Raw genomic sequence first — 22,103 nt, forward strand, 5'->3', positions numbered from 1 at the left:
CATGTTTCCATGAAGAAAAGAACTGATTTATGGAAAATGGTAAGTATGGTTATGCTGTCGGCTATTCTTGTGGCTGGCTGTAGCAAAGGGGAGCCTGCTTCCGAAACCGCACCGGCATCGGTGCTTAAGGACGGTAAATATGATCCGCCATTTACGATCACCATCGCCAAACAACAGGATGAAAATGCTGGAAAGTATATCAATGGTGAGACGTTGAATGACAATGTGTTGACCCGTTGGGGCGAACAAAACCTGGGTATCAAAATCCAAACCACCCTGCTGGGAGGTGATGCTTCACAATATAATACCAAGCTGCGGCTGGCGTTGACGGGTTCCGAGAAGCTGCCAGACGTTCTGCCTGTCTATGACACCATGCTGGTCAATGATCTGATTGAGTCGGGGCAAGTCAAGGAGATTACAGAAGACATCTCAACCTACATGCCTGACCGGATAAAAGAAATATACAAACAATACCCGACCACTTTCAATCCAGTGGTTAGGGAGGGCAAGGTCTACGGGATGGCGATTGCGCCGAATCTGACGGAAGGCGAAGTTATGTTAATCCGCCAGGACTGGTTGGACAGATTAAATTTGGAAGCGCCAACAACGATTGATGAGTTTGAGCAAGTCATCGCGGCGTTCACTAATGAGGACCCAGATGGGAACGGCAAGAAAGACACATACGGCTTTACTTTTTCAGGTAAAGATTCCTACAATACGGGCTGGGTCAGCGATCCGGTCATGATATTCAGCGCATACACAGGCAAACATCTTCCAAGGCAATGGCATAACGATAACGGCAAACTCACCTATGGATCTGTGGCTGCTGGCAACAAAGAGGCACTTGCCAAGTTACGCGACTGGTATGCAAAAGGGTACTTGAACAAAGAATTGGCCACCCAAGGGGCCTGGGACGCATTGTCCGATTTTACGGAGGGGAAAGCTGGCATCATCATTGGTCGTCCTTGGCTTTACGACAGTGTGAAGGACGTAGAGAAAAATGTGAATGGTGCAAAAATAAGTGCTTATCCGACCATTCAAGGTGTGAACGGTGATAAGACCTATCAGTCCGCCCAATTGAACGATGGTGTGTTCATGTTTAACAAGGACTTTCAAAACATGGAAGCCTTCTTCCTATACTACGATAAAATGTACGACGCAGCGTTCAGCACGGGAGATTTCAAATACGGCTACGCTCAGGGATACGATTACGATATCGTCAACGACGAAGTCACTTTTGATCCAACGAAATTCAATAAGCCATTAGAAGCCGTGCAAGGCGTTGGGAAAATGGCATTTACCAAAAATACACCAAGTGTTGATGGTCCCGGCCAATCGTACTACGATCTGGCGAATGGAGTTAAAGCCGACACGGGCGTCCTCATTCAAAGCGCTTCAAAAGATCAAACGACACAGGATGGATATCGGATTTCGTATGAAAACAGAGATGTTTTACTGCCAAATGAGTTTAACGGTCCACCAACGCCAACGATGCAAAACGTGTGGGAACAGTTGACCACCATGGAACAAGAGACGTTCACCAAAATCATATATGGCAATGAGCCGCTTGAAGCATTCGATACCTTTGTGAAACAGTGGCACGAAAAAGGCGGAGACACCGTGATCGAAGAAGTTAACGAATGGTACAACCAAGCCAGCGAGACGGATGTAATGACACTGATGAATTTGAAATAAAGTCAGTTTACCCTGGATCAGCCTTCCGGCAACAGGAAGGTTGGTCTTCTAAAAAAGGAGATGATGAGACATGATCAAAGGTAAATCGTGGATGGCTATCGTCATTGCATTGATGTTGTTAACCGTTCATTTAACGTCCTCAGCTCAAACCGTTCATGCTGCTGGTGAGAAGACCAAGATCGCCGCAACACTGTTTGTCCTGAAGAATGAATCTGAAGTATCCAATGCCAAAATCCATTGGGCGCCTGTCCAGGGAGCGACTGTATACGAGTTGTATAGATCCGAGAACAATGCGCCTTATACGTTATTACAAACCCTAACTGGTACAACGACGGATGATTATGACCTCAACATAGGTAACACATACAAGTATCAAGTGAAGGCGTACGATGGAACTTCCTTGTTAACCTCTGCTATCTCGCCAGAATACACCCCTTACAGTCTTCCAGAAAACCTCACAACTTTTGATAACACAGCACAATCCACTCTCATGCTCCCGAATGAACTTAAAGTGGGGGATACCTATTACAGATTTAATTTTGTACAAAAACCAACTGGTGGTTTTGGCGAAATGATTCAACAGACATCAACAGATGATATCACCTATGGTGACGACAAAGTGGTTCTTTCCTACACAGATCATCCCGATCTGGCGAATTCCAAATTTGAAGGGATTAACATCCTGTACCATGCGCCTACGAACAAATTTGTTTTTTGGGCTCACTATGAAAACAGTACAGACTACACGCTTGCGAGAGTATCGGTGGCTTCGGCCACGCCTGGAGAAGACTTTACATTTCACAAAAGCTTTCGGCCGGAAGGGAACCAATCCCGGGATATCTCCATTTTCAAAGATGATGATGATTCGGCGTATCTGATCTCTACGGCCAATAATAATTCGGACACCATCTTATATAAGTTAACCTCCGATTGGTTGGATGTAGATCATCAAGTTTCAGTTATTTATCAAAATCAACATAGGGAACTGCCCAAAATGATCAAAAAGGATGGCATTTATTATTTGTTCTCTTCCCAAGCGGCTGGCTGGTATCCGAGTATACCTTTGTATTCTTCAGCAAATAGCATAGACGGAGATTGGTCCGAATTACGGACGATTGGCAACACGTCAACCTTCTCGGCGCAGTCGGGTTCCGTCATGAGGGTGAAGCCATATACGGGTAATAACGTGGTTATGGTTGCATATCGCTGGATGTTCGGTTGGGCAGGTACGCAAAATGGAACAACGGAGGAAAGACTGCTTCCCGTGTGGTTCTCCGATGGTTACGCATTTTATGATTATTTTGATCAAGTGCTGTACAACACAAGCGATGATGTTGTCGTTCCCGTTCAGAACGGAAAACTTCTGTCGCAAGGCAAACCTGCAACAGCCCAAACGGCTACTGGAACAAACCCGGCAAGTTATGCTAATGATGGTAGCTATCAAACTGAATGGGTCGGCACAGGCAGTTCTTGGCCACATTGGTGGAAGGTCGATCTCGGCTCTGTTCAACAGTTGAATAATGTGCAAATCTCCTGGTGGATGCAAAAAGGCTCCGAAGGTTATTACAAATATAAAATTGAGACCAGTACGGATAATGTAAACTGGACCGTGGCATTGGATCGAACCAACAATAGATCTTACGGTTTTACCTCAGACAATCTATCGAGCACTGCTGCCAGATATGTACGAATTAATATGCAAAATGCGGCACTTCATAACAATCCAAACAATTGGTACACGCCAAGACTTTGGGAAGTGAAGGTATTTGGATCGGACACCAATTAACGATGTTCTTAAAAGAAGAGAGGTAACGGTGTGAATAATCAACTAACTAATGGTGGCATCTGGAATGATTCAAGTGGTAATCTGATCCATGCCCATGGTGGACATATGTTATTCCATGACGACTATTATTACTGGTATGGCGAAGATCGGAGAGACGATATATATGTGAGTTGTTACCGTTCCAAAGATCTATTCAACTGGGAGTTTCGGAACCATATCTTGACCACCTCTACGCCAGCTGCACCCATTCGAGTTCGGACAAATCTGGCATTAGTGAACGATAAAGGTGGAAAGGTGAATCTCGAACGGCCTAAAGTGCTGTTCAACGCGGTGACCAAGAAGTTCGTACTCTGGGTTCACTATGAGAATGGTGAGAATTATAACGATGCTGCATGCGCCATCGCTACCTCGGATTATCCAGACAGCCATTTTGTTTATCATGGTAGCTTCAATCCGTACGGGTATATGTCGCGTGACTGCACACTCTTTCAGGATGATGACGGGACGGCATATTTTATTTCGGCTGCCAGAGACAATGCGGACCTGCACATCTATCGTCTGCAGGAAGATTACCTTAATGTGGAAAGTCTTGTCGGAAAGCCGTGGCAGGGGGAATATAGGGAGGCGCCAACTGTCTTCAAACGGAAAGGGAAGTATTATATGGTGACCTCATTTTGCACGGGTTGGGCTCCCAATCAAGGGAAATACGCGATGGCTAATACGATGGATGGTCCATGGGGAATACTCAGTGATTTTGGCGATGAAACGACGTTTCGAACGCAACCAGCATTTGTGCTGAAGCGATCAGAAGAGGACTACCTATACTTTTCAGATCGCTGGAACGGATCCGATTATTTTCAGTCCAGCTATGTGGTCCTGCCCATTGAATTCAATGGGGACATTCCGATTCTAGATGAGTATTCCACGTTATCTTTGCGAGAGGATGCACATCTGATTCATTTTGAACGATAATTTGAAAGATAAACCGACTGATGAGAAAAGACTTTGATCCTACAGAGAATGCAGGTTCAAAGTCTTTTTGGATGAATTTTATAATTTCAAATCTAACGAATAGCGATCGCGAAGTACTGATAAATGGTGGAGCTCATGCCCAGCAATAACAAATGCAATCGATCGAGCTGAAGCAGGATTATCACTGACGATCCCTCTACAGAGCCATGCTTCCGGGGTGAGGCGACGGAGCATAAGAATGGTTGAGCGACGTGTGACAGCATATTCTTCATTCAAATCAGCTACGGTATACGCATTGAAGGGATGGCTCTGCATAAGCACGTCCTGATCGTAGCCGGGATGATTCGCTTGGTCACCTCTGGCGATGCGAAGCAATCGGCTGCTCATGATGCGTTCGTTATCCAAAAGGTGACCGATGACCTCCTTCACGCTCCATTTGCCTTCGGCGTAACGATAATTTGCTTGCTCCTCTGTCAATGAAGAGAGCAAAGCTGGTACGATATTGGATTGCAGCTTTAAGCGTTCGATGATGTTCCCTTCAGGAACAAGCTGGATGTACCCTGCATAATAAGCTGCATATTCCTCTGTAGTTGGTCTTTCAACCATGGTAATGCCTCCTTTGGGATTCGTAGATCTGGAATATATTGTAGCATATATCCTACAGCATGAAATTAGCCCCTCCACATTATGAGCGGAAGGGCCGTTTCATGTAATTTAGGCAGATTTTCAAGGTTACGTGTTATTCTACTTCTAATCCGTACGTCGTATCCTCTTATTTTGAACAAACTTCTCCAAAACCGCAAAATCCTCCGTCACTTTTTGGAACGGCAATGTTTCCAGCACCTGTTCCCGATAACTCTTTTTTGCTGCTGTGCTGAGACGGGAGTCAAGTATGCTGAGTATGCCAAGGTCCGTTTCACTACGAATCAAGCGTCCCGTTCCTTGCCGTAACCGAAGGAGCATGTCCGGTACAAACACCTCCATGAACGGATTCTCCGTTACAGATGCCTTATATTCATAAACAGGATCCGATGGAACAGGGAAGGGCAGACGGAAAATAATGACCTGTGACAGGTCAGACCCCTCGATATTCACGCCTTCCCAGAATACACCGGTACCCAGGAGTACACCTTTGCTTTTCCTGAATTCGGCGATGACACTGTCCTGGGAAGATCCTTCTTTTTGAATATGGACTGCCCATGTGTATTCATTAGCCTTTGAGATCAACTTTTTGTGAATGTACTTCATGTCCTCTTTTGCTGAAAAAAGGACGATTGTTCTTCCCTGAGTTAGATTACAGAGTTGAACCATTTCGTTGTACGCTGCTTCAAGATAGTTTTCGCGCTGATCGTGGTGGTAATAGGGTACTTTGTTAGAAATATACATCATGGCATGGTTGGTGTAGTCAAAAGGGGAGGGTTGGCGCTCTAAGAAATCTCCCTTATAACCAAGGGAGTGCGTCATATAAGAATATTGTTCCTCCAGCGTATCCCCGCCTTGGCACAGCGTTGCTGATGTTAGGATTACAGGTACCTTGCCATTAAATAAAGCGTATTTCAGAAATTGGCTTATATCTTTGGGACAGATACTGATCGTGGCTACTCCCAGGGGACTGCTTGCCCATAAAAGATAGTTGTTCTCAATCTCAGATAAGACATGAATGAGGGTAATAAGCCCGTTGGTGGCTTCAAAAGCGTCATCTATTTCCCGCTCGTGACGGGAAGTCAAAATGGAAAGGCGCAGACTGAGATCTTTTAAATCATTCGCGACTTTGTTCAACGGTACTCCTTTGATCTTCGACACTTTGATTCGGTCGTTATCCTGCTTGGCATGGTCGAGCAAATCCGCGTTTACCTGTTTGAAGATGCGCTCAGCGCAGTTTTTGATGAACTTGGATTGTGAGAAGAGACTTTTATCTCCGGACTGCTTCGTTAGAAGCTGCACCGTGGTATCCAGAATGCGGCAGATTCCGCGATAAGTGAACTCAAGTGTTCTGGCATCTCGAACTTTTGCTTCCAGATTATGCGCTTCATCAATGACGATCAGAGCAGGCTGTTCCGAGATGATGCTTTTGGTTCCTTCTTTTTTCTTCATCAAATCCCGTATCAGCAAGTCCTGGTTAACGATAATAAAATCAATCTCGTGAGCTTTTGCATTTAATTTCGCTCTCATATCGTAAAACAAACATGCATTTTTGTGATGACAACGTTCAAATTTGCAATCATTCACGGAAACGTGGGACCATTCGGCATCACTAATTCCAGCTTTAATATCGGCTCTTTCATCAATTTCATAATCTAATATGCGCTGTGCAAGGGTAGATACGGAGGCGTTTGCATCATTAAGATTGATCCATTCCGCTGCTCTACTTCTGCAGGCATACTGACCCATGCCTTTCCCCACCACGGAGCGAACCGTTGAGAATCCCAACCGGCTACCAATAATCCTTAAATCTTTATGTATCTGTTCCGAGAGCTGAATGGAGGATGTAGCTATAATGACTGGTTTCTGAGACATTTGATTCGTGAGAAGACTTGGGATCAGGTACGCAAAAGACTTACCGATTCCAACCCCAGCTTCAATCATGGCATTATGCCCATGGATATAAGCATCGGCGATATCAAGAGACATTTCTTGCTGTCCAATCCGCTCTCTAAGGCCAATTCGGGGGAACCGGTCATATATTCGGAAGATGGCGTTAACCAAAGAACGTTCGATTTCCTTGTCCGGTTCCTGTTTATTCATTTTGTAGAGTTCATTTAACCAATTCATAACGATCGCCCCTCTTCCGAATGATGATCTTCTTGTACTCACTTTGGAGACGATTTACCTCACAATGCAGTTGTAACGGCATTTTTTAATCTGGATACGCCTTCCTGTAATTGTTCATCTGACAAATGTGCAAAAGACAAATAGATACCATACTTCGTACCAACAGACGTTGAACTGCTGACTTCTGAGTATACCACACCTTGTGACCTAGCCGATTCCCGAAAGGCCTCATAAGTGGACACATTACCTCGCCACCAGCCAAACACGTGTAGACCCGCTTCGTTCTCCACCCAATCAAACCATGTAGAGAGTTGCTTGTTCAAAAGTTTGAGTAACAGATGGAATTTGCGACTGTATAATCGATTCATTCTGCGCAGATGACGCTCATATTGACCACTTGTCATGAATGCAGCTAATGCCCGTTGTTCAATCAGGTTGACGGGTCTTGGCTCGTATAAAGCCTGTGCCTTTCTAAAGGTGTCAGCCAAGGTAGGGGGAAGAACCACATAACCAAGTCGTACTTCTAAAGGCAAGGTTTTTGTAAAGCTGCCCAGATAGATTACGCGTCCTGCTTTATCAAGTGTTTTCAGTGGTTCAACATGCATGCCGCGATATCGGAATTCACTATCATAATCATCCTCAACAATCATGGCATCATTTCGCTGTGCCCAGTCCAGCAAGGTTTGTCTGCGTTCCAGACTGAGCATTTCACCAGTAGGAAATTGTCGTGACGGCGTGACAAACAACATTCGTGCTTCCCAGTCTTGGGGCACAACGCCCTGACCATCGAGATTGGCTTCAATCAACTTTGCACCCGCAGCCAATATGGCTTTAGAAATCCCGACATAACAAGGACTTTCTGTCACTACATAATCCCCAGGATCAGCAAGTAATTGAGTGAGTAGAGCTATAGCTTGCATGGAGCCTGCAGTTACTGCAATATGATCCGGATCGACTTGAATGCCCCGCATCCTCCGAAGATAGGCAGCAATGGCTTCTCTCAATTTTGGATCCCCGGTTGAACTAACCATAGCAGAGGTTGTTTTCAGGTGATGCTCACGCTGCCTTATCTCTGCATACAATCGATTATTCCATTCATCGTAAGGAAACTTGGAGAAGTCAGGTTGATATTTGCTAAAGTCGATCACTTCGTCGCTATTCATTCTGGAATCTTGTGTATGGGCATTGGCAGGTGCATTTCTTTGAGTCGTCTGATGTTCAAACTGCTGAATACGATTTCCCCAGGCGGATAAGTGATGCGTGCAAGCTTTCACGGTGGACGCATTATTGTTCAAATCCAACTGGTAAGCAACAAAGGTTCCTCTTCCATGCTCTGAATGAATGTAACCTTGAGCAGTCAACGTATCATAGACCTGATTCACAGTTCCTCTGGAAATGTGATACGTCGTAGCTAACTCTCGAGTAGAGGGTAACTTCTCGCCATGTATAAGATTACCTTCATGAATTGCATCACGGATGGCATGATAGAGAGCCTTCATCTTCGTATATTTTCGGTTCAAATATGAACTGTAAGCTACATGAAATTGCATAGGACCTCCAGAGTTATCATTGAAGTGGTACAATAAAAACCGAAAATATTGGATCTTTTTATATGACCATTCTCATTCTATACTAAATCATAGATTAGAGCGATGCCTTTATTGAAAATCACCCAAAAGTTACTTAGGAGGACTACAATCATGCAAACAGGTACAGATCGTGTAAAAAGAGGAATGGCTGAGATGCAAAAAGGTGGCGTCATCATGGACGTTATGAATGCAGAGCAAGCTAAAATTGCTGAGGCGGCAGGGGCAACAGCTGTTATGGCTCTTGAACGGGTACCTTCCGATATTCGCGCAGCCGGCGGTGTAGCTCGTATGGCAGATCCAACCATCGTTGAAGAGGTTATGAAGGTTGTATCTATTCCAGTTATGGCCAAAGCACGTATCGGTCATTACATAGAAGCCAAAGTGCTTGAATCCCTGGGTGTGGACTATCTCGATGAAAGTGAAGTTCTTACACCTGCAGACGAAGTGTTCCATATTGATAAACATGAGTTTACTGTACCATTTGTATGTGGAGCCAAAGATTTGGGAGAAGCTCTTCGCCGTATTGGTGAGGGTGCATCGATGATTCGTACAAAAGGTGAGCCTGGAACGGGTAACATTGTTGAGGCAGTTCGTCATATGCGTCTAATTAACAGCCAGCTCCGCAAAGTGCAAAACATGTCCAAGGACGAGCTGTACGCTGAAGCCAAAAATCTGGGTGTAGCTTATGAGTTGCTGCGCGAAGTTCATGAAAATGGAAAACTTCCTGTCGTTAACTTTGCAGCAGGCGGTGTAGCTACTCCGGCGGACGCAGCATTAATGATGCACCTGGGAGCAGATGGTGTGTTTGTAGGATCAGGTATTTTCAAATCCGATAGCCCTGAGAAATTCGCTCGTGCAATCGTTGAAGCTACTACACATTACACAGATTACAAACTGATTGCCGAAGTATCCAAAAACTTGGGTGCCCCGATGAAAGGGATCGAAATTTCTAAATTGGCTCCAGAAGAGCGCATGTCCAACCGCGGTTGGTAAGATAACAGGGCATCTAGTTGAATAGGTAGTTTGAACATTTATATAGAAGAGCCGATCAATTGAACCTTAATTGATCGGCTTTTTTGTTATTACTGTTTAGCTTGTTGATATCTTCAAAATGCTGTGCCTATAATAATCGGTATGAAGGAAGGTGCAGACAATTCGCTATCTATATGAGTTTATTCAACATCAGGACGATCTGCCTATGAAACTCTTCGTGAACTCGGTAAAACATATTGATTTCCATTGGCACAAGGAAGTGGAAGTTGTATATGTTCTCCACGGTTCAATCATCATGTATCTGGACCAGCAGCAATATACACTGCATGAAGATGATGTGATCGTGGTTAACAGTATGTCCGTCCACAAGATCGAACGAACCAATCAGGACAATGTATTATTAACATTGCAGTTTGGTCCCGAGTTGATGAACAATAATGTGTTTATCTCCTGTAACTCTGCTATGAACGTGGAACAAAACGCTCCTCGCCTGCAAAGTATTAAACAATATCTTGCGCAAATGGTATGGGAGATCAACAAAAAAACGCCGGGTTATCAAAATTTTACAATGGGCAGATTACAGATGTTATGCGGATGCCTGCAGAGGTATTTTTCCAGTGGAACGAATTCCGCATTGGAAGACGGTAGCAGGGATTATGACTATAAAAGACTGAACAGGGTCCTCACATATATTGATTTACACTACAATGAGAAGATTACACTGCAGGATATGGCGCATTCCGAACATTTAAGTTTGCATTATTTCTCCCACTTCTTCACCGACAAAATCGGGATACCTTTCCAAAAGTATTTGACGCTCATTCGCTTGGAAAAGGCTCAGGCTCAGCTGGCAGCAAACGACAAAAATATTTCGGAGATTGCGCTGGATTGCGGATTTGCCAATGTGAAGCTGTTTAACAAATACTTCAAGGAAAAGTACGGCTGTACGCCAGGTTCCTATCGGGAAGCTTCTCGTACAACGGAACTCCATCAGTTGAATGTGAACCGCAAACCCAAAACATATGAGGAGTCTTCAAGCGGAGATTATTACGAGATGGAAACGCTGAATGCGATTGGCTCGCTGTATCGATATCTGGATGCTAAGGTAGACGCCGATCAGGACATGCTTCCTGTACCGTCTGTACATCTGTCAGACCAAACTTATATTGAAATTCGTGCGGATCAGACGTCGTCTGTCTATGAAAAGCACTGGAATATGACCATGACGGCAGGGAGAGCCATTGAAGGTTTGCGTGAAGATTGGCGGAAGCAGCTCTCCGCGCTGAAGGGAAAAGTACCTTTTAAATATATTCGATTTCACGGCATCTTTAATGACGAGATGATGGTGTACAGCGAGAACGAGCAGGGCACGCCCCTCTATAATTGGTCTTATGTGGACAAGTTGTATGATTTTCTGCTGGATCAGGGCGTTCGGCCATTTGTGGAATTAAGCTTTATGCCGAGCCAGCTGGCGAGATCCAAAGAAACGCTGTTTTGGTGGAGCGGGAATATTAGTCCGCCATCCGACCCTGCCAAGTGGCAAGCGCTTGTTGGCGAATTCGTTCGCCATTGTTTAAATCGTTATGGGGCGGAAGAAGTGAGACGGTGGTATTTCGAAGTATGGAACGAGCCTGACCTGGCTGGTGTTTGTTGGGCAGGAAGCAAGGAAGAATACTTTGCGTTTTACGAATCGACCGTTCATGCCATCAAATCGATTTTGCCGGAACTGAAGGTGGGGGGTCCAGCTATGGGTTACGGATCTCTCTGGAATGATACCTGGGCTGAGGAATTTTTGTCTTATTGCCGCAAGCGGGAAGTGGCTATCGACTTTTTCTCGTTTCACATCTATTCGGAGTATCCCAAGCTAAAAGTTGAAGACGATCGTTTAACCCAGATCATGCCGCCTGCTTTTTATAAAGAGAGTATTGAACTTATGCGGCAAAAAATGAATGCGTCATCGTACGGTCATGTTGAACTTCATGTCACTGAGTGGAACTTTTCGCTGTATGACCGGAATTTGCTGCACGATACCATGTTCATGGCTCCGTTTGTCATTTACCACACCATGAACACACTTGGTGACGTGAAAGCGATGGCTTTCTGGTCCTTTACCGATGTATTCGAAGAAAGTATCGTTCCCGCTTCTCCTTTCTACGGAGGTTTTGGCCTGATTAACCGCGATGGGCTGAAGAAACCCAGCTATTATGCATTTGAGCTTATGCAAAAGCTTGGGGATGAGCTGATGGTCAAGGGAGACGGTTATGTTGGAACCCGAAAAAGGGATGGAAGCATGCAATTTTTGTTCTATCACTATGTTCACGTAGACCGGCTGTTTGCAAGTGGAGATTGGTCGGAATTATCCAGCTCAACCCGCTATGACGTCTTTGAGGAAAAAGGCAGCAAAGCTTATGAACTTACCTTGAGCAATCTCGAGGGACCTTATAAATGCACCAGTTATCAACTGGATCGGGAGCATGGATCGGTATTTGATGAGTGGACCCGCATGGGATCGCCCTATTCATTGACGGAAGAAGAAATCGCCTATCTAAACGGCAGGAGTGGACCCGTGATGGGGACAGAGATGGTAAGAGATGAAAGTTGGCGCAGAGAGATTTTTCTTCCACCGCATGGGGTAATGCTGCTCATTTTGGATAGACAATATTAAAAAAAGTGCTCTTAAGACATCCTTTCAGTTTGAAGGGATGTTTTTTGTTGTTTATTTCTTGTTCAGGCTGGCAAGCTAGAACTATAGCGATGGATTGGGCAAAAAACGAACCATGATGCGGCAAGTTCCAACAAGAAAGCGTTAACACAAATCGATATACTATGGTTGTGGCAGCTTAGAGGAAGACAGGGGGAGTTTTGGATGAAGCGTTTCATGAAATGGATGACAGATTCGTTTGCGCCGAGATTGGAGGCGTTTACGAACAATATTTGGGTTTCTTCGATTCAAGAAGCCATCATGGTCGCCATTCCGATGATTTTCATCGGTTCGATTATTACATTGATTTCGATTTTGCAGGATTTCATTCCGGGAATGCCGGACCTGACACCTATCACGACATTCAGTTTCGGTTTGCTGGGGTTGTTTATTGCTTTTTTGACGCCTTATGTCGTGATGGAAAAAAGAGAACGACATAAAATCAAGTTGCTGGCGGGAATGACGGGGATATCTCTGTTCGTTATGCTACTTAACCCGACAGTAAACGAAGACGGTACCATTCAGTTCATCCTTGAACGATTTGGACCCTCGGGGATGATTACAGCACTCTTGGTAGGTGTATTCGTCGCTCTTGTAATGATCATGTGCAACAAATTTTCGTTCTTCAAAAAGGGATCTTCACTTCCCGAATTCATTATGGACTGGTTCGATTTTCTCGTCCCGATCGCCCTGGTATTAACAACAGGATGGTTGCTTGTATATCAGCTTCATTTTGATATTTTTGGACTGATCGTGAACGTATTTGAGCCGATCAATGCCGTAGGGCAAAGTTTAACCGGATTTTTATTGTTTAACTTTATCGGCGTAGTACTGTATTCCTTTGGCGTTAGCCCGTGGGTTATGACACCGATCTGGTACGCGATCTGGATACCTGCAATCGAAGAAAATGCAGCTCTTGTGGCAGCGGGACAAGATCCCGTCAATATCAACACGTTTGAAACCTTTTTCTCCGGATGGCTGGGTATTGGAGGAATGGGAGCGACCTTGCCGTTAGTTGTTTGGTTCCTGATGGCACGTTCGAAAAAACTGAAATCTGTCGGCAAGGCGACTATTATCCCATCCTTGTTCAACATCAATGAACCCGTCGTATACGGAGCACCTATTGCCTTTAATCCATTACTCATGGTGCCGATGTGGATTAACTCACTTATCACGCCGGTGATTGTGTACTTGGCTCTCGACTGGGGTTGGGTGCGGATTCCGAGCCAGATCTTCCAGCTATGGTACACGCCGATCGGCCTCTCAACCTATATTATGTCCGGACTCAATGGGCTTATCTTGCTGGCGGTCGTCCTGGTCATTGTATTTATGGTCTGGTTTCCGTTTTTCAAACTGTATGATGCACAGGAACTGAAGAAAGAACAAGAACAAAATTGATATCAGAAGGGTGAGTACTATGGATAAATCAATCAATGAATTGTTGTCGGCATTGACGCTGGCCGAGAAAGCTTCGCTCTGCGCAGGATTGAATATGTGGATGACAAAAGGAATTGAGCGGTTAAACATTCCGCCGGTTCATATGTACGATGGGACAAACGGTATCCGTAAAACGAACAGCGATGAAGAAATGGGGATTACAACGGAAAATGTACCCGCAACCTGTTACCCTACGGGTTCAGCCATCGGCTCTTCGTGGAATACGGAATTGTTGCATGAAGTCGGTGTGGCACTGGGACGTGAATCGAAAACGATGGACGTCGAGCTGCTGCTTGGACCTGGTGTAAATATGAAAAGTACGCCACTTGGCGGAAGAAACTTCGAATACTATTCGGAAGACCCATACTTGACTGGGGAACTTGGTGCGGCGTTTATAAACGGGATCCAAAGCGAAGGAGTGGGCGCTTCTGTCAAACACTTTGCAGGCAACAACCAGGAATTCGAGAAGATGGTAACCAGTTCGGAAATCGATGAGCGAACGCTCCGCGAGATTTACCTGAGCGCCTTTGAACGGATTATTAAGAAATCCGATCCTTGGACGGTTATGTGTTCTTATAATTTATTGAATGGAACGTATACAAGTGAGAACGAACATTTGCTGAATGACATTTTGAGAGAAGAGTGGGGTTATGAAGGTGTTGTTCTATCCGACTGGACAGCTGTTAATGATCGCATACGCGGTCTGAAGGCTGGGCTTGATCTGGAGATGCCGGGTCCCGCCAATTACAATGCCAAAGCGATCATTGAAGCGGTTCAGAACGGAAGCCTGTCCGAAGAACAGTTGGATCGAAGCGTGGGCCGGATTCTGAAACTGGTTGAGCGGGTAACGGGCAAGAAAGATATGGATTCTTCTCCAGATTCGGACTATCATGCACTCGCACGTAAAGCGGCGGCCGAAAGTATTGTGCTTCTGAAAAATGAGAACGCGATTCTCCCGCTAGGGCAGGAGTCCATTTCGTCGATTGCCGTGATCGGACGCTTTGCCAAAAAACCGAGAATTCAGGGAGCGGGCAGTGCAAAGGTAACGCCTACAAATGTCGATATTCCATGGGACGAGATAAAAAATCTGGCTGGCGATGCCACGACCATAAATTATGCAGAAGGGTACCCGGAGGATGACTCCATCAATGATGAGATAATTAAGGAAAGCGTCTCATTAGCGATGAATTCTGATGTTGCTGTATTGTTTGTTGGCCAACCGGAATATGCGGAATCCGAGATGCATGATTTGCAAGGCATTGATCTTCCCGAGCATCAAGTGAAATTGATTCTCGCGGTAGCCGCAGTTCAACCCAAGTGTATTGTCGTAACGAGCAGCGGTTCTGCACTGGCGATGCGCCCATGGGTACAGCATGTACCTGGTGTGATTCATTCTTGGTTGTCGGGTCAAGGCATGGGTAAAGTGATTGCAGATGTATTATTCGGACAGACGAATCCTTCGGGCAAACTGTCTGAGACATTCCCTGTCAAACTGTCGGACAACCCTTCACATATGCGAATTCGCGGAGAGAACGGCAAGCTGTATTATCGCGAAGGCCTGTTCGTGGGTTATCGATATTATGACCGGAAAGAACTGGCACCTCAATTCCCGTTTGGACACGGATTGTCTTACACATCGTTTTCCTATACGGATCTGGAAGTGTCTCAGACCCATACCGGTGTTACTGTGTCTTTCCAATTGAAAAATACCGGAAAGCGCAAGGGAAAGAAGTTGTTCAATTGTATGTTCACGATGAAGAGTGCACATGGACCCGTCCAGAGAAAGAATTGAAAGCTTTTGCCAAAGTTGAATTGGAGCCGGGTGAAAAACGCAAGATTACCTTTGAACTGGAAGAGAGAGATTTCTCATATTACAACACCAAGTATAACCGTTGGGTGGCTGAGACCGGGTTTTTCCAAATTTCACTTGGCAGCTCGTCCAAAGATCTCCGAATTACGGAACGTCTGCATTGTGACTTTGGTAAGGAAGAAATCACGTTCCACAAATTCAGTCTGCTCAGTGAGTGGATGAGTGATCCTGTAGCGAAAAAGGAATTGGAGCATCGCCTGAATGAAATGAACAAGCATGTTACGGACAAGGTATACCTTAACGAGGAGTTTGTGGGATTCTGGGCAGATTTCCCGATGATCAAAGTATTCCAAATGTTCGGTCAACAATGGATGAATGAGCGTTCACCTGATGAAATTATTAATGAACTTATCGCCAAGGTTAATCAGGCACGTAATGAATAGTTAAGTAAAAGAGAAACCAAGTTCAATCCTAAACAAGGGACATGAACTTGGTTTTTCTAACGTTACGGAACATATCGTTATGGAACGTAACCTTCGAACCAGGATGCGGCAACAACTGTCATATTCACCGTGACGGATTTCAGCTCATGTTAGTCACCAGAGGAGAATGGCATTGAACCTGTCACAGATTAAGTTTACGATAATGCGACGAAATGAGGCACCCATACGGGGGGGCTTTTTATTTATCAGTTAAATGATATTGATTATTGTTCTCATTTACACGCTTCGACATTTACTGTATACTGACAATAGTTATTTTACATATTGGTTTAAAGACAAGAGAGAATTCAAAAGGGAGAGATTATTTACATGTTGGTATCCGTTAAAAAAGGGATGTTTCTTTGTTTGATTACTGCAATGATTCTGGTGCTCGCAGCTTGTTCAAGCAACAATGGTGGCAGCAAAGATGCAAATGGAAGCTCACAGCAAGCTGCGGAGAGCAGCGCCACGAATGCAGCAACAAATGGGGAACAAACCGACGCAGACGCTTCAGCACCTGCTGAAACAACTTACCCGGTAACCGTTTCAAATTATACAATAGAGAACGGCACATGGGTGAAGAAGGATCAAACGTTTGACAAGGCCCCTGAACGAGTAGTTGCCAATACACAAGGTGCAGCCGAGCTGATGATTCGCCTTGGTTTGACAGACAAACTTGTAGGTGTAGCTGCGTTGTTTGGTAGTGTACCTGAAGATATTGCTGACGAGTTTAAACAAATTCCTGTGCTAGCTGAAGGCTATGTCGGTAAGGAAGTGACAATAGGGGCTACGCCTGACTTGGTTGTAGGGCGTGGTGGATTGTTTGAGGATGCCGATTGGGGTGTTGGTACAGTAAGCAGCTTGAATGATATGGGGATTAAAACTTACGTGCAAAGCACCAGTGTTCCTGACGCATCGTTAGATAGTCTGTATCAGGACATTACTGAATTAGGTGAGATATTCAACGTACAAGCGAACGCAGCGGCATATATTGAGAAGCTTAAAGCACGCGAGACTGCGTTGTCGGCTCGAGCTAGCACTGAAACGATCAACTATGCATCATTTTCGGATAATGGTGATGGAACCATTGGAATCTACAACGGAAACGGTGATACGTTTATTGAAAGTGCAATGTCATTAATAAATATGCATAATATGCTGATTAATGAAACCGGCACACTCAGCCTGGAGAAGTTAATCGAAATTAATCCGGATGCGATGATTATTTCGAGATATGCAGGGGGTATTGATCCTGAGCAGACGATTGAAAAGCTGCTTGCCAACAAACAGGTACAAAACATTAACGCAGTTAAAAACAAAAAAATCTACATTATTGATTTCAACAACTTCTGGGGTTACGGGGATTCCATCTTCACAGGAGTTGAAGGACTCGCTGATGATCTCGGGTTGTAATGAAGCCAAGAACAAAAACATAGTACCATTAAAAGTCGCTATTTTAGCGGCTTTTTTTGTTATCGGGGACCCAATTCTTGTTTCAAGCTGATCAAACTTTTATTGGAATCTAACGTTATTATTGTAAGATTAAAAATTACATGAAGTGGGTGAGTCGCTGTGAGAATGAAGAAATTTAAAAAAGTAGTTGTCGTTGCATTAGTGATGTCGGTGTTATTACCATTGGGGCCTCAAAAATCTGAAGCAGCATCCAAATATGTTGATTTGGAAATTCAGTGGGCAGACGGTCGTATTAACCATGTTCAGACGTTAATCAAGGATGGAGTCACTTACGGAAGTTTTTTCTCACTGGGTATTAAGGCAGGCCTAGAGTGGGGGATGGAAGATGATAATACGGCCGTACTGAAGAACAGTCAGAAGCAAATTGTTGTGCACTTGGGAAGCAGCATTGCCGAAGTGGATGGTCAAAAAGTAGATATGGGCAGAGAACCGGTGTGGTATATTAGTCACCTTTATGTACCCATAGGATTTCTTGCATCTGCTTTGGACGGGGAAGTGACTCATCAAGATATGAAAACGAAAAAGGTAACCGTGACTGGATTGAGCAATTATACCGATACTTTTTATGGTAGCAACATGGGTTACACCTATGTCATTCGCACTGCAAAAGGAGATCTTGAGATTACGAATGCTTCTACTGGACAAAAGAGTTCGATTCCCTTAGGGATCAAGGACATGAATGTGAACACTCATGATCTTAAGATAAATTTTAAGAGGAGTCCCCAAAATCTACTTATTGTCATCATTGAACACACTAATCGAAAAACGGAAGATTACGACCTTTACACGTTGGTATTCAAAAATAAAGGTCTGATTCGCAAATCCATTGCTCACGGGGTAACGGGCCAGCAGGAAATTTTGAATTCAGATAGTACCATTCAACTCATCGATGACAACAGTATACGTATTATTGAAGATGGAAGTGGTAAAGTGCTTGAAGTCCTTTCTCGTTGAATAGACATCTGATCCGAGTGATCAGCTGCTCTTGCATATTTCTTCCCGAATCTTTTCAAAATCAAAATCTTTTTGTAAATCTAAATACAGTGGTTTTAAATTTTTATAACGATATTAATCTTTCAAGACTAGTTGACTTGTGAATGGATTATCAGTATAGTGTGAATCAGTTCACACTATACATTAAGGAGTAGCCTATGCCAAAAAATTCGTTCTTTCGTTTAGATGAAACAAGGCGCGAGGAAATATCGAGTAGCGCTATGCTTCTTTTTGTTGATAATCTTTACGAGGATATAACTATGAAGATGGTTTTGGATAGTTTGTCCATGCACCCCGGAACATTTTATCGGTATTTTGAAGACAAAGATGACCTTTATTGTCACTTAATACGTAATGTAACTCAGAAAAGAGCTGCATATTTTAATAACAGTAATGAAGATTCCCTTTACAGCTATTTCCTTACTGGCTTATTTGGTAACGTTAATGGTATGGTGACCGAGCCATTGAATGAGTTGGAAATCAAACTCACTAAAACATTTTCATATATTCCTGAGGACATTTTGCTGAAAGTATATGTGAATGTGTTAAAGGGCGAGTCATTCCCCATGATCAAGGACATTTTACGCCGAATGAGGGTTGATGGATATCTCCGACCAGATGTTGACGACGACCTGATTTCTTTTATGTTTGAGTCAATGCAGCTTAATTTAATCTTGTTTTTTAGAGAATTCGATATTAAGGACTCTGAGCTGCAACATAAGATCAGCAAGTACTTTGCTGAATTTATGGGTCATGGGCTGCTTGAGGATCATAAATTTTCTGAAATGGTTAGTGATCTCAAGGGGGAAAGAAAATGAAAAACTATGACGCATTTCCAGAACCAATTGGCGGCTATACTGTCGGTCGAACCCAGATGGATTTTGAGTACACGGCATCAGATTACTCCAAAAGAGAACTGACCGCTTTTGTGTATTATCCGTCCGACAGTAGCGAAGGAAAGACTACATCAACGTACATGTTTCCTGAAGTCTACAAGATGTTTAATGAGCAGCCACTTGTCACTGCGTTGAAGGATGTTTTCTCTATAGATATCAAGACCCAGTGTTACGATGACCTTGCTGTCTCCGGGAAGGAAAAGCGCTATCCAGTGTTATTCTATGTTTGTGGTGGAGGCGGTTCTCCAGAATGGGGTACAGTGCTCTGTACAGACTTGGCAAGCATGGGGTATGTTGTGGTAAGCATCGGCCATCAGAATAGCACGATGTATAAACGTAAAGATGGGCGCTTGTTCAATGTATCAAAGGATTTTTCGGATGTTATTACAGCGTTTGGTGAAGATCCGGAGATGCTGGCGTTGGCTGGTAAGATGGAGATGCGTCCTGACGATGAAACTGCCTTTGAGATGTGCCGTAACGTGCTTGCACTACCGATACTTTCCAAGATAACAGAGTATAGTGAATCACAGGCAAAAGATGTAAGGTATGTAGCCGATTATCTTTACAAACTGGACTCTGGAGAGCTGAATTCCATCTTTAAAGGCAGATTGCTGCTTGACATCGGCATGGGTATAGTCGGACATTCTTATGGAGGGCCCACCACGGCGATGGTTTGCCGGGATGACGACAGGTTCGCCTGCGGGATTGGCTTGGATAGCGGTGCGTTTGGACTTCTTGATAGCGATCTTAAGAAACCCTTTTTGTTACTGTTTTGTGAACCTAACTATAATATGAATGCGGTTATTGGCGCTAACAATAGCATGGAAACCTATTATTTCTCAGTTGATCGTGTTGCACATTTGGATTACTGTGACATCGTGTTTACCAGTGTTAATGAGGAACTCAGAGGTGAACGGGATGCTATGGCGATGCGAAATATTGTTACAGACTATGCAAAGAACTTTTTTGATCATTACATACTACAGAAGGCAGCAAGTGTGGAAAGCTTGGCATACGATGGTGTGGAATTGATCAAGAAGACCAGCAACAAGTGACATTACCGAGAGATTGCTGATTAATAAATATCAATTAATGCATGTCAAAAAGCTAGCCGTACAGACGGAGAGCCGATAGCCCCTATTACGCGGTTATCGGCTCTCCGTCTGCAAATTGACATCCTGGTTTCAATAACTGACGCTTATTCGGCCTTAGTCCCGCCAATGTTTACTTCGCTTCCAGGCTCCATCAACATGATATGACATTCCTTTTCGGAGGAAGGCTTGATCTCGACTCCCTTAGGGACAATATACATCTCGCCCTTGGAAATCTTCACTTGCCCATCACGAAAATCAATTATCATTTCCCCTTCGAGCACAAAAAATAACTTATCTGTCTCCTCATGAACATGCCACTCAAAATCTCCAGCAATCTTAACGATCTTAAATTGATAGTCATTCATTTCACCAATGAGTTTCGGAGACCAAAGATCGTTTAATTTCGAAAATTCCTCATTTAATTGAATCGCTTGATAGTGCATTGTCATTCCTCCTGTGTATTAATCCTCTATGTTCAGTATACTGATCTAGGCTTTTGTATAACATGGATACCTATTGAAATCAGCATGGATTATTGATGAACTTCAGACGATATTCACTGGGAGAAATACCATATTGTTTCTTAAACACTCTGCTAAAATAAAAGGGGTCAGCAATGCCAACGGTCTCAGCAATCTGTTGTACAGACGCATCACTTGCCAATAACATTTGCTGTGCCATGTTTATACGATATTTCAATACATATTCTGCTGGACCCATACCTGCATGTCTTCTAAACACGTAGGAAAGTCGATTTCGATTAACATTATTTTGTTCTGCAAGCGATGCGACAGTCAGACTTTGATCATAATATTCTTGGATATAGGTAGAGACCCGCTCGAATAAAACATCTGATTCACAACTATTTTGCCTATGATCAACACATATTAAGGTCTCATTCAGTACATCGCGAAACAGCATCTCGGTCTGAAACTTTGAAATACCTCCGCGCTGATTATACACATGCCAAAGACGCGTGATTAATTCGATCAGACGTGGGGATTGACCCGTTGATAATTCAAAATGCTGATGGGAAAAGCTTGTCTCCTTGAGGTCCGAACTACATATCCGGTATAAAACGAGGATGTATTCCCAGTCCGTTCTATGAAAAACGGTTTGATCCAGTTTCATTTTCGCGCCCCCGTGTACAACTTTTCCTGGTGAAAAGATATAGGGCGTACCATCAAATTGGAATTGAATCTTTCCTGTAAGAGGAAATACAAATCCAGGAAAAGAATCGGTATAGTCAGCCTGGGGAACCCCTGGATTTCTAGCATATCGATATACTCCTTCGACTTGAAAAGGAATGTGTGCAAAATGCGCTGCTAACTGATTAACGTCTACATTCACATTACGTACCTCATTTCAAAAGTGTTTGCTGGTCATTCTAAGATAAATCGTTGTGTACCT

The 22,103-nt window shown here is 43.9% G+C and carries 17 protein-coding genes; 12 read left to right on the forward strand and 5 right to left on the reverse strand.

Annotation, left to right across the window (positions count from 1 at the left end; genetic code table 11):
• The first annotated feature begins 9 nt into the window (after nt 1-9).
• From F0220_RS15465 to F0220_RS15475, 3 genes are all read left to right on the forward strand, one after another.
• Entirely contained in the window at nt 10-1,695 is a 1,686-nt protein-coding gene (locus F0220_RS15465) for a type 2 periplasmic-binding domain-containing protein (RefSeq protein WP_105598786.1), read from the forward strand.
• 70 nt (nt 1,696-1,765) lie between these two features.
• Nucleotides 1,766-3,481: a discoidin domain-containing protein gene (locus F0220_RS15470; protein WP_105598787.1), complete on the forward strand. Its 1,716-nt coding sequence runs from the start codon at nt 1,766-1,768 to the stop codon at nt 3,479-3,481.
• Nucleotides 3,482-3,511: 30 nt separating this feature from the next.
• Nucleotides 3,512-4,453, forward strand: coding sequence for a family 43 glycosylhydrolase (locus F0220_RS15475; protein ID WP_105598788.1), 942 nt, complete (start codon nt 3,512-3,514; stop codon nt 4,451-4,453).
• 78 nt (nt 4,454-4,531) lie between these two features.
• Here F0220_RS15475 and F0220_RS15480 read toward each other — a convergent pair whose 3' ends face one another.
• From F0220_RS15480 to F0220_RS15490, 3 genes are all read right to left on the reverse strand, one after another.
• Nucleotides 4,532-5,059 carry a DinB family protein gene (locus F0220_RS15480; RefSeq protein WP_105598789.1) on the reverse strand — a complete coding sequence of 176 codons (528 nt, stop codon included), beginning with the start codon at nt 5,057-5,059 and terminating at the stop codon, nt 4,532-4,534.
• Nucleotides 5,060-5,203: 144 nt separating this feature from the next.
• Entirely contained in the window at nt 5,204-7,225 is a 2,022-nt protein-coding gene (locus tag F0220_RS15485; protein WP_091018971.1) for an ATP-dependent DNA helicase, read from the reverse strand.
• A gap of 59 nt (nt 7,226-7,284) precedes the next feature.
• A complete protein-coding gene (locus F0220_RS15490) occupies nt 7,285-8,775 on the reverse strand; it encodes a MocR-like pyridoxine biosynthesis transcription factor PdxR (RefSeq protein WP_105598790.1) in 1,491 nt (496 codons plus the stop codon).
• A 147-nt stretch (nt 8,776-8,922) separates the two neighbouring features.
• On the opposite strand from F0220_RS15490, the gene pdxS reads away from it, so the two are divergent.
• The 9 genes from pdxS to F0220_RS15535 all read left to right on the forward strand — a co-directional run bounded on the left by pdxS (nt 8,923) and on the right by F0220_RS15535 (nt 20,654).
• Nucleotides 8,923-9,807 (forward strand): pyridoxal 5'-phosphate synthase lyase subunit PdxS, encoded by an 885-nt coding sequence (gene pdxS / locus F0220_RS15495; protein WP_200869424.1) that lies wholly within the window; start codon nt 8,923-8,925, stop codon nt 9,805-9,807.
• A gap of 205 nt (nt 9,808-10,012) precedes the next feature.
• Nucleotides 10,013-12,472 (forward strand): GH39 family glycosyl hydrolase, encoded by a 2,460-nt coding sequence (locus tag F0220_RS15500; protein WP_197997662.1) that lies wholly within the window; start codon nt 10,013-10,015, stop codon nt 12,470-12,472.
• 201 nt (nt 12,473-12,673) lie between these two features.
• Nucleotides 12,674-13,906: a PTS sugar transporter subunit IIC gene (locus F0220_RS15505; protein WP_105598791.1), complete on the forward strand. Its 1,233-nt coding sequence runs from the start codon at nt 12,674-12,676 to the stop codon at nt 13,904-13,906.
• A gap of 19 nt (nt 13,907-13,925) precedes the next feature.
• Complete coding sequence (locus tag F0220_RS15510) at nt 13,926-15,737, forward strand: glycoside hydrolase family 3 protein (protein ID WP_223199692.1); 1,812 nt, start codon at nt 13,926-13,928, stop codon at nt 15,735-15,737.
• Nucleotides 15,734-16,198, forward strand: a complete 465-nt coding sequence (locus F0220_RS32900) for a fibronectin type III-like domain-contianing protein (protein WP_262928146.1) — start codon at nt 15,734-15,736, stop codon at nt 16,196-16,198. The genes F0220_RS15510 and F0220_RS32900 overlap by 4 nt, the downstream gene beginning before the upstream one ends.
• Nucleotides 16,199-16,567: 369 nt before the next feature.
• Nucleotides 16,568-17,650, forward strand: a complete 1,083-nt coding sequence (locus F0220_RS15520) for an ABC transporter substrate-binding protein (RefSeq protein ID WP_105598793.1) — start codon at nt 16,568-16,570, stop codon at nt 17,648-17,650.
• Between the two features lie 165 nt (nt 17,651-17,815).
• A complete protein-coding gene (locus tag F0220_RS15525) occupies nt 17,816-18,664 on the forward strand; it encodes a stalk domain-containing protein (RefSeq protein ID WP_223199694.1) in 849 nt (282 codons plus the stop codon).
• Between the two features lie 197 nt (nt 18,665-18,861).
• A complete protein-coding gene (locus F0220_RS15530; protein WP_105598795.1) occupies nt 18,862-19,521 on the forward strand; it encodes a TetR/AcrR family transcriptional regulator in 660 nt (219 codons plus the stop codon).
• Nucleotides 19,518-20,654 carry an alpha/beta hydrolase gene (locus F0220_RS15535; RefSeq protein WP_105598796.1) on the forward strand — a complete coding sequence of 379 codons (1,137 nt, stop codon included), beginning with the start codon at nt 19,518-19,520 and terminating at the stop codon, nt 20,652-20,654. Before F0220_RS15530 ends, F0220_RS15535 begins: the two co-directional genes overlap by 4 nt.
• A gap of 143 nt (nt 20,655-20,797) precedes the next feature.
• Here the strand turns inward: F0220_RS15535 and F0220_RS15540 are convergent, their stop codons facing one another.
• Nucleotides 20,798-21,136 (reverse strand): cupin domain-containing protein, encoded by a 339-nt coding sequence (locus tag F0220_RS15540; protein WP_105598797.1) that lies wholly within the window; start codon nt 21,134-21,136, stop codon nt 20,798-20,800.
• Nucleotides 21,137-21,215: 79 nt separating this feature from the next.
• Nucleotides 21,216-22,043, reverse strand: coding sequence for a helix-turn-helix transcriptional regulator (locus F0220_RS15545; protein ID WP_105598798.1), 828 nt, complete (start codon nt 22,041-22,043; stop codon nt 21,216-21,218).
• Between the last annotated feature and the right edge of the window lie 60 nt (nt 22,044-22,103).

Origin of the sequence: Paenibacillus sp. 37 (assembly GCF_008386395.1) — a bacterium.
In the GTDB taxonomy this organism is placed as follows: Bacteria; Bacillota; Bacilli; order Paenibacillales; family Paenibacillaceae; genus Paenibacillus; species Paenibacillus amylolyticus_B.